Here is a 10,611-nt window from a genome sequence, read left to right as displayed (position 1 = left end):
CGACCTGGATGATGAGGACGAAGTGAGCAGCACATCGGTGGAACAGGTCGTAGCAGCACTGCGCAAATCGCTCACGGACAACGAGCGGCTGCGCGAGGAGAACGCGCGGCTCACCGCAGCCGGCAACGACCCGATCGCGATCGTGGCCATGGCGTGCCGCTACCCCGGAGGGGCCGGCACGCCGGAGGACCTGTGGCGGCTGGTGGCCGAAGGCACCGACGCGGTGTCCGGCTTCCCGGCCGACCGGGGCTGGGACCCCGGCGTCTACGACCCCGAGCCGGGCGTCCCCGGCAAGTCCTACGCACGCGACGGCGCGTTCCTCTACGACGCGGCCGAGTTCGACCCGGCGTTCTTCGGGATCTCCCCGCGCGAGGCGCTGGCCATGGACCCCCAGCAGCGGCTGCTGCTGGAGATCTCCTGGGAGGCCATCGAGCGGGCCGGAGTCGACCCGACCACCCTCAAAGGCAGCCGCACCGGCGTGTACGCCGGCGTGATGTACCACGACTACGCCGACGGCAGCGCGGGCAGCTTCGTCTCCGGCCGCACCGCCTACACGCTGGGCCTGGAGGGCCCGGCGGTCACCGTCGACACCGCGTGCTCCTCCTCGCTGGTCGCCCTGCACATGGCGGCCCAGGCCCTGCGCTCCGGGGAGTGCTCCCTCGCGCTGGCGGGCGGTGTGACGGTCATGTCCACCCCCGACATGCTCGTCTACTTCAGCGAGCAGCGCGGACTCGCCCCCGACGGCCGCTGCAAGCCGTTCGCGGCCGCCGCCGACGGCACCGGCTGGGGCGAGGGCGCCGGCGTACTCCTGCTGGAACGCCTCTCCGACGCCCGCCGCAACGGCCACCCGGTGCTGGCGCTCGTCAGCGGGTCGGCGGTCAACCAGGACGGCGCGTCCAGCGCGATGACCGTGCCCAACGGCCCCGCGCAGCAGCGCGTGATCCGCCAGGCCCTCGCCGACGCCGGGCTGACGGCCGCAGAGGTCGACGCGGTCGAAGCGCACGGTACGGGCACGAAGCTCGGCGACCCGATCGAGGCGCAGGCACTGCTGGCCACGTACGGGAAGAAGCGCCCGGCGGGGCAGCCGCTGTGGCTGGGCTCGGTCAAGTCGAACTTCGGACACACGCAGGCCGCCGCCGGCGTCGCGGGCATCATCAAGATGGTGATGGCGATGCGGGCCGGAGTCCTGCCGCGCACCCTCCACGTGGACGCCCCGTCGGACCAGGTGGACTGGTCGGTGGGGAACGTGGAGCTGCTCACCGAGGCCCGGCCCTGGCAGGCAGAGGGCCGCCCGCGCCGCGCAGGGGTCTCCTCGTTCGGGCTGAGCGGCACGAACGCGCACGTGATCGTCGAGCAGGCGCCGCAGGAACCGGCGGAGGGCGAGACAGCGGGGGCCGAACTGCCGGTGACCCCATGGGTGTTGTCGGCGAAGTCCGCCGGGGCGCTGGCCGGTCAGGCGGAACGCCTCCTGACGGCAGCCGAGGAGGCCGGTCCCGAGGACATCGGGTACTCCCTGGTGACGTCCAGGTCCCTGTTCGAGCACCGTGCGGTGGTGCTCGGTGACTGGGCCGGCGCCCTGTCGGCGCTCGCGGCGGGTGAGGAACACCCGGGCCTGATCGCCGGCCAGGCCCGGAGCGGAGGCCGGACGGCGTTCCTGTTCACGGGTCAGGGTGCGCAGCGGCTGGGGATGGGGCGGGAGTTGTACGCCGCGTTCCCGCTGTTCGCGGCGGCTTTCGACGCGGTGTGCGCGGAGGTCGACGTACACCTCGGGCGGTCGTTGCGCGAGGTGGTGTGGGGTGAGGATGCGGAGGCGCTGAACGCGACCGCGATCACGCAGCCCGCGCTGTTCGCGCTGGAAGTCGCCCTGTACCGGCTTGTTGAGGCGTGGGGCGTCCGGCCGGATGTGGTGGCGGGGCATTCGATCGGTGAGCTGGCCGCCGCGCATGTGGCCGGGGTGCTGTCGCTGGCGGATGCGGCCGGGTTGGTGGTGGCGCGTGGTCGGTTGATGCAGGCGCTGCCGGCCGGGGGCGCGATGCTCGCCGTACAGGCCACGGAGGAGGAGGTCCTGCCGCTGCTGACCGACGAGGTGGGCATCGCGGCGGTCAACGGGCCCCGGTCGGTGGTCGTTTCCGGTGTGGAGGCCGCCGTCCTGGCGGTGGGCGAGCACTTCGCCGCCGCCGGCCGGAAGACGAGCCGGCTCGCCGTCTCGCACGCCTTCCACTCGGCGCTCATGGACCCGATGCTCGACGAATTCCGGGCCTTGGCCGCCGGGTTGACGTTCAACGAGCCGTCCGTATCCGTGGTGTCGACCGTGACGGGTGAGGTTTCGGCGGGCTGGCAGTCGCCGGAGTACTGGGTCGGCCAGGTCCGGGAGGCCGTCCGGTTCGCCGATGCGGTGCGCACGCTGGAGCGGCAGGGCGTGACCCGCTTCCTGGAGATCGGCCCGGACGGCATCCTCACCGGCCTCGCCGCACAGACCCTCGACGACGCCGTGCTCGCCGCGACGGTGCGCAGGAACCGCCCCGAGGCGGAGACCCTGGTCGCCGCCCTCGCCCGGCTCCACGTGTCCGGCGTGGCCGTCGACTGGGAGGCCTTCTACGCACCCACCGGCGCCCGCCGCGTCGACCTCCCCACCTACTCCTTCCAGCGCACCCGCTTCTGGATCGACGCGGTCAAGCCGGGGAGCACCACCCACGCGCACCCCCTCCTCGGTTCCGTCGTCGCTCTGGCCGACTCCGGCGGCGCCGTGCTCACCGGGCGGCTCGCCGTCACCGCGCAGCCCTGGCTCGCCGACCACGTCGTACGGGACGCGATCCTGTTCCCCGGCGCCGGGTTCGTGGAACTGGCCGTCCGTGCGGGCGACCACACCGGGTGTGACGTACTGGAGGAGCTCGCGCTCCACGCACCGCTCCTCCTCCCCGAAGGCGGCGCAGCCGCCGTGCAGGTCGTGGTCGGTGCCGCCGACGAGTCGGGCCGGCGGAGCGTCGGGGTGTACGCGCGGGACGAGAGCCTCGGCGACCCGGACTGGACCCTGCACGCGGAAGGCGTGCTCGCCGAGGGCGCGGACGGCCCCGGTTTCGACCTGACCGCGTGGCCCCCGCCGGGCGCGGTCCCGATGCCCCTCGACGGCGCGTACGAGACCCTGCGCGAGCACGGCCTCGCGTACGGGCCGGCCTTCCAGGGGCTGACGGCCGCCTGGCGGCTCGACGGGGAGGTCTACGCCGAGGTCGCGCTGGACCAGGACGTGCGGGCGGACGCCTACGGGCTGCATCCGGCGCTGCTGGACGCCTCGATGCACGCCGCGCTCGTGGACGGCGCCGAGGGGCACGACGGCGGCACCGTGCTGCCGTTCGTGTGGCAGGACGTACGGCTGTTCGCGGTCGGCACCGAAGCCGCCCGCGTGCGGATCTCCCGGCCGACCCCGCAGAGCATCGCCCTGGAGATCGCGGACGCCGGCGGCGCCCCGGTCGCCTCGGTCGGCGGTGTCGTCGGCCGCGCACTGGAGGAATCCGGGACGGTCGCCGCAGCCGCCGATCCGCTCTACCGGGTCGTCTGGCAGCCCGCCGACCACTCCGCCCAGCCGGGGGAGTGGCTGCGCTGGGAGGACGTGCCGGCCGAGGGTCCGGTGGACGGCACGGTCGTCCTTGACTGCGTGGCGGGCGACGAGGACGTGCCGTCCGCGGTGCACGCCGTGGCCGAACGGGTCCTGGACGTGCTGCAGCAGTGGCTCGCGGACCAGCGGTTCGCCGCCGCCTCCCTCGTGGTCCTCACGCGCGGTGCCGTCTCGGTGGACGACGGGGATCCGGTCGACGTACGGCAGGCCCCGGTGTGGGGTCTGGTGCGCGCGGCGCAGGCGGAGAACCCCGGCCGCTTCGTGCTCCTCGACACGGACGGTTCCGAGGACCTGGGACTCGTACGGGCCGGGGACGAGCCGGAGTCGGCGGTCCGCGAGGGCCGGACGCTGGCCCCGAGGCTGGCCCGGATCAGCGCCCCCGCCGCCGGTCCCGAGGAAGTGTGGGACCCGTCCGGGACGGTGCTGATCACGGGCGGTACGGGGGGTCTGGGCGCGCTCGTGGCCCGCCACCTCGTCGCCGAACACGGCGTACGGCACCTGCTGCTCGTGGGCCGGCGCGGCGCGGAGGCGCCCGGTGCGGCGGAACTCCGGGCGGAGCTGGCGGAGTTGGGGGCGGCCGTCGCTTTCGCCGCGTGTGATGTGGCCGACCGTGACGCCCTGGCCGCGCTGCTGGCCGGAGTGGACCCGGCGCGCCCGCTGCGCGGGATCGTCCACGCGGCGGGCGTGCTCGACGACGCGGTGGTCACCTCGCTGACGCCCGAGCGGCTGCGCGGCGTCCTCGCGCCCAAGGCGGACGCCGCCTGGCACCTCCATGAGCTGACCCGGGACCTCGGCCTCACCGCCTTCGTCCTCTTCTCCTCCGTCGCCGGCACCCTCGGCTCCACGGGCCAGGCCAACTACGCCGCCGCGAACGCCTTCCTCGACGCCCTCGCCGCCCACCGCCGGGCAGCCGGACTGCCGGCCGCGTCCCTCGCCTTCGGCCTGTGGGACACCGCCGGCGGCATGGGCACCCGGCTCGGCGCGGCCGAACTGGAGCGGATGCGGCAGGCCGGCACCCCCGCCGTCCCCGCCGACCGCGGGCTCGCGCTCTTCGACGCCGCGCTCCGCTCGGGCGCGGCGGCCACCGTCCCCGTGCGCCTGGACCTCGCGGTGCTCCGCACACATGCCGACGAAACCCCCGCCCTGCTGCGCGGTCTCGTCCGGACCCCCGGTCGCCGCACGGCCCGTACCGGCTCCCCGGCCCTGCGCACCAGGCTCGCCGGCCTGACCGGCGCCGACCGGGCCGGCGCCGTCCTCGACCTGGTCCGTACGAAGATCGCGGCGGTCCTCGGGCACGCCTCGGGCGAGGCCGTCGAACCCCGGCGCGCCTTCGACGAGTTGGGCTTCGACTCGCTCACCGCCGTCGAACTGCGCAACCGGCTCGACGCGGACACCGGACTGCGCCTCCCCGCCACCCTGATCTTCGACTACCCGACGGCCGAGGCAGTCGCCGGGTACGTCCTGGAACTCCTCGACGGCACCCCGGACCCGGCCCCCGAAGCGGCATCGGCCGCCGCCGTCCGGGCGGGCGGCGAGGACCCGATCGTGATCGTGGGCATGGCCTGCCGCTACCCGGGCGGGGTGACCTCCCCCGACGGCCTGTGGCGGCTGGTCGCCGACGGGGTCGACGCGATCGCCCCGCTGCCCGACGACCGGGGCTGGGACCCGGGCGTCTACGACCCGGAACCCGGCGTGCCCGGCAAGTCCTACGCCCGGGACGGGGGCTTCCTGTACGACGCGGCCGAGTTCGACCCGGCGTTCTTCGGGATCTCCCCGCGCGAGGCGCTGACCATGGACCCCCAGCAGCGGCTGCTGCTGGAGATCTCCTGGGAGGCCATCGAGCGGGCCGGAGTCGACCCGGAAGCGCTCAAGGGCAGCCGGACGGGCGTGTACACGGGCGTGATGTACCACGACTACGCGGGCGGCACGGCCGGGAGCCTGGTCTCCGGCCGGGTCGCGTACACGCTGGGCCTGGAGGGCCCGGCGGTCACCGTCGACACCGCGTGCTCCTCCTCGCTGGTCGCCCTGCACATGGCGGCCCAGGCCCTGCGCTCCGGGGAGTGCTCCCTCGCGCTGGCGGGCGGTGTGACGGTCATGTCCACCCCCGACATGCTCGTCTACTTCAGCGAGCAGCGCGGACTGTCCCCGGACGGCCGTTGCAAGTCCTTCGGCGCGGGCGCGGACGGCACCGGCTGGGGCGAGGGCGCGGGCGTGCTCCTGCTGGAGCGGCTCTCCGACGCCCGTCGCAACGGCCACCCCGTACTGGCCGTGGTCCGCGGGTCGGCCCTCAACCAGGACGGTGCCAGCAACGGCCTCACCGCCCCGAACGGGCCCGCGCAGCAGCGGGTGATCCGCCAGGCCCTCGCCGACGCGGGCCTCACTGCCGCAGAGGTCGACGCGGTCGAAGCGCACGGTACGGGCACGAAGCTCGGCGACCCGATCGAGGCGCAGGCCCTGCTGGCCACGTACGGCCAGGGCAGGGCCGAGGGGCAGCCGCTGTGGCTGGGCTCGGTCAAGTCGAACTTCGGACACACGCAGGCCGCCGCGGGCGTCGCCGGCATCATCAAGATGGTGATGGCGATGCGCCACGGCGTGCTGCCGCCCTCCCTGCACGCGGAGGAGCGCTCGGACCAGATCGACTGGTCGGCCGGTGACGTGGAACTGCTCACCAAGGCCAGGGAATGGGACGGCGCCGACCGGCCGCGCCGGGCGGGCATCTCCTCCTTCGGGCTGAGCGGCACCAACGCCCACGTCATCGTCGAGCAGGCCCCGGAGGAGCCGGCGGCCGACGGGGCGGCGAGGGCCGAACTGCCCGTGACCCCTTGGGTGTTGTCGGCGAAGTCCGCCGAGGCTTTGGCCGAGCAGGCGGAACGCCTCCTGGCCGTGGCCGGGGTCACGGAGCACGCCCCCGGGGACATCGGGTACAGCCTGGCCACGTCGCGCGGTGTCATGGAGCACCGGGCGGTGGTGGTGGGCGACCGGAAGACCGGCCTCGCCGCACTGGCCGGGGGAGAAGCGCATCCGGGCGTGGTGCGGGGCGTCGCGGGCAAGGGGTCCACGGCGTTCCTGTTCACGGGGCAGGGTGCGCAGCGCCTCGGTATGGGACGTGAGTTGTACGGGGCCTTCCCGGTCTTCGCGGAGGCCTTCGACGCGGTGTGCGCGGAGGTCGACGTACACCTCGGGCGGTCGTTGCGCGAGGTGGTGTGGGGTGAGGACGCGGAGGCGCTGAACGCGACCGCGATCACCCAGCCCGCACTGTTCGCCTTCGAAGTGGCCCTCCACCGGCTGGTCGAGGCCTGGGGCGTGCGGCCGGACGTGGTGGTCGGGCACTCGATCGGCGAGCTGGCCGCCGCACACGTGGCCGGAGTCCTTTCCCTCACGGACGCGGCCAGGCTCGTCGTGGCCCGCGGCCGGCTGATGCAGGCGCTCCCGGCCGGCGGCGCGATGCTCGCCGTACAGGCCACCGAGGACGAAGTCCTGCCGCTGCTCGCCGACGCGGTGGGCGTCGCCGCCGTCAACGGACCCAGGTCCGTGGTCGTCTCGGGCGTGGAGGCCGACGTCCTGGCCGTGGGCGAGCACTTCACGGCCCTCGGCCGGAAGACCAGCAGGCTCTCCGTCTCGCACGCCTTCCACTCGGCCCTCATGGACCCGATGCTCGACGAGTTCCGGGCCGTCGCGCAGCAGCTCTCGTACGCCGAACCCGCCGTGGGCTTCGTCTCGACGGTGACCGGCCGCCCGGGCGCGGACTGGCAGTCGCCGGAGTACTGGGTCGGCCAGGTCCGCGAGGCCGTCCGCTTCGCCGACGCCGTCGACGCGCTGGCGCAGATGGGGGTGACCCGCTTCCTGGAGATCGGCCCCGACGGGATCCTCACCGGCCTCGCCGCCCAGACGCTGGACGACGCCGTGGTCGACGCGACCGTCCGCAAGGACCGCCCCGAACCGGAGACCCTGGTCACCGCGCTCGCGCACCTCCACGTCTCCGGCGCGCGCGTCGACTGGCAGGCCTGCTACCCGGCCACCGGAGCCCGGCTCGTCGAACTCCCCACCTATCCCTTCCAGCGTTCCCGCTACTGGATGACCGCGCCCGCCACCGGCGGTGGCACCGCCGACTCCGGGCAGATCGCCCTCGACCACCCCGTGCTCCGCGCGGCCGTCGTCCTTCCCGACGACGCGGGAACCGTCCTCACCGGCCGGCTGACCGCCGGCACGCACGGCTGGATCACCGACCACGACGTTCTCGGGAGCATCCTGCTCCCGGGCACGGGCTTCGTCGAGCTGGCGATCCAGGCCGGCGAGCGGCTCGGCTGCGGGCTCCTGGAGGAGCTCACCCTGCAGTCCCCGCTGATCCTCCCGGCGCGCGGCGGGACCGCCGTCCAGGTCGCGGTCGGGGCGGCGGACGACACCGGACGCCGGACCGTGACCATCCACTCCCGCGCCGACGAGCAGCCGGACCTGCCGTGGACCCGCCACGCCGAGGGCGTACTGTGCCCGGCGGCCGGACCGGACGCGGCGGAAGGGCTGACGGACTGGCCGCCGACCGGGGCCGAGGAACTGGCCGTCACCGACGCCTACCCCGACCTCGCGGCCGCCGGCTACCACTACGGGCCCGTGTTCCAGGGCCTCACGGCGGCCTGGCGGCGCGGCGACGCGCTCTACGCCGAGGTCCGCCTGCCGGAAGGGGCTCACGAGGACGCGGCCCGCTTCGGCCTGCACCCCGCCCTCCTCGACGCCGCGATGCACGTCGGACTGCTCGACATCCCGGGCCGCGAGGGCGGCGGGCAGACCCTGCTGCCCTTCGCGTGGAACGGAGTGGCACTGCACGCACCCGGGGCCCGGGCCCTGCGCGTACGGATCACCCCGGTGGCGCAGCAGGACGGGCTCTCGCTGACGGTCGCCGACGAACACGGCAACCCCGTGCTGTCGGTGGAGTCCCTGCTCTCCCGGCCCGTGTCGGCGCAGCAGCTCGGCACGGGAGCGGGCGACGCCCTGCTCCGCGTGGGCTGGCAGTCCGTCCCGGGGACCGGCCAGGCCGCCGACGCGCCCGCGAACGTCGTCTTCGACTGCGTCGGCGTGCCGCGGACCGACGACGTACTCGCCGACGTGCGCACGACCGTGCGGTCGGCCCTGGAGGCGGTGCAGGACTGGCTGTCCGTGGAGCGGCCGGAGGGTGCGCTGCTGGCGGTGGTCACGCGTGGTGCGGTGGCTGTCGTGGACGGTGAGCCGGTGGACGTGCGACAGGCCCCGGTGTGGGGTCTGGTGCGGGCGGCGCAGGCGGAGAACCCGGGCCGCTTCGTGCTCGTCGACACAGACGGCTCGATGCCCCTGATGAAGCTACTGGCCATGGGCGAGCCCGAGTTGGCGGTGCGCGCCGGAGAGGTGTCGGTGCCGCGGCTGGCCCCGGCATCCGTCGACGAAGGCGCGGAGCCGGTCTGGGACGCGGCGGGTACCGTGCTGGTCACGGGTGGTACGGGCGGTCTGGGCGCGCTGGTGGCCCGCCACCTGGTCGCCGAGCACGGCGTACGCCACCTGCTGCTCCTCGGGCGGCGTGGTGCGGAAGCACCCGGCGTTACCGAACTCCGGGCCGATCTCGGGGAGTTGGGTGCTTCGGTCGTGGTCGAGGCGTGTGACGTGGCGGACCGGGAGGCCCTGGCGGCCGTCCTCGCGGGCATCGACCCGGCCCACCCGCTGTCGGGTGTGGTCCATGTGGCGGGTGTCGCCGACAACGGTGTGATCGGTGCGCTGACCGCCGAGCGGATGGACGCGGTGTTGCGTCCGAAGGCGGACGCGGCGTGGCATCTGCACGAGCTGACCGCTGGAATGGACCTGTCGGCGTTCGTGATGTTCTCCTCGGCCGGCGGTCTGGTGCTGGCGGCGGGGCAGGGCAATTACGCGGCCGCGAACGTGTTCCTGGACGCGCTCGCCGCCCACCGGCATGCCGAAGGACTCCCGGCCACCTCCATGGCCTTCGGCCTCTGGGCCGTCGACACCGGAATGGCTTCCCACCTCACCGACGCCGACCTGGAGCGCATGCGCCGAGCGGGCACCCCCGCCCTCTCCCAGGCCGAGGCGCTCGCCCTGTTCGACTCCGCGCTCGCCTCGGGACTGGCGGTCACCGTGCCGCTGCGGGTGGACGCGGGCGCGCTGCGCACCCGTACCGACGAACTGCCCGCCCTGCTACGGGCGATGGCCCCGGCGCCGGCGCGCAAGCGGGTCACCGCGCCGAAGGGCGCCTCGCTCGCCGAGCGGATCGCCGGCCGGGACGAGGAGGAGCGGACCCGGATCATCGTGGACGTCGTACGGGCCCACGCGGCGGCCGTCCTCGGCCACGCGTCCGGCGACGCGATCGAACCGGACCGCGCGTTCGGGGAGCTGGGCTTCGACTCGCTCGGCTCGGTCGAGCTGCGCAACCAGCTCACGGCGGCCAGCGGACTACGGCTCCCGGCCACGCTGATCTTCGACTACCCGAGCGCGGCGGACGTCGCCGCGTACATCGCCGCACGGCTCGTCCCGGCCGCGCCCGTATCCGGCGCGGAGTCCGGCCTGAAGAAGCTGGAGGCCCTGCTGACGGCCGAAGCCCCGCCGGCCGGCCCCGAGCGCACACGACTGGCCGAGCGGCTGCGGGAGCTGGCCGGCCGGCTCGACGGACCACAGATCGACGACCAGGGGTACGCCACGCCGGAGATCCCGGAACCTGGCCAGGACCTCGACGAGGTCACCGCGGACGAGCTGTTCGACATCCTCGACAACGAGCTCGGCTCCTCCCCGACCCCCTGACCGGCCGCACCGCCTGACCAGGCGCATCGGCCACCCGGCCGGGGTGCGTGACGCTGAACCACAGCCGTCACGCACCCCGGCCTTCCGCATGTTTTCCCCCTCCCGGCCGGTGCCCGCGGCAGGGGTGGGCTAAGGGTAGGCCGCCCCTCGGCGCCCTCAGTAGCGTTCAAATCCGATCAACGTTGGACGTCCCGCGAGTGAGTCGCCACGGATCGTCGACCAGA

The 10,611-nt window shown here is 74.5% G+C and carries 1 protein-coding gene; it reads left to right on the top strand.

The window, feature by feature from the left end; genetic code table 11:
- The first annotated feature begins 22 nt into the window (after positions 1–22).
- Complete coding sequence (locus AB0O21_RS25515) at positions 23–10,387, top strand: SDR family NAD(P)-dependent oxidoreductase (protein WP_365174344.1); 10,365 nt, start codon at positions 23–25, stop codon at positions 10,385–10,387.
- The last annotated feature ends 224 nt before the right edge of the window (positions 10,388–10,611 follow it).

This window comes from Streptomyces sp. NPDC091371 (assembly GCF_040684275.1).
In the GTDB taxonomy this organism is placed as follows: domain Bacteria; phylum Actinomycetota; class Actinomycetes; order Streptomycetales; family Streptomycetaceae; genus Streptomyces.
The sequence above is the reverse complement of the archived record's forward strand: the minus strand, read 5'-3'. Positions and strand labels throughout refer to the sequence as shown.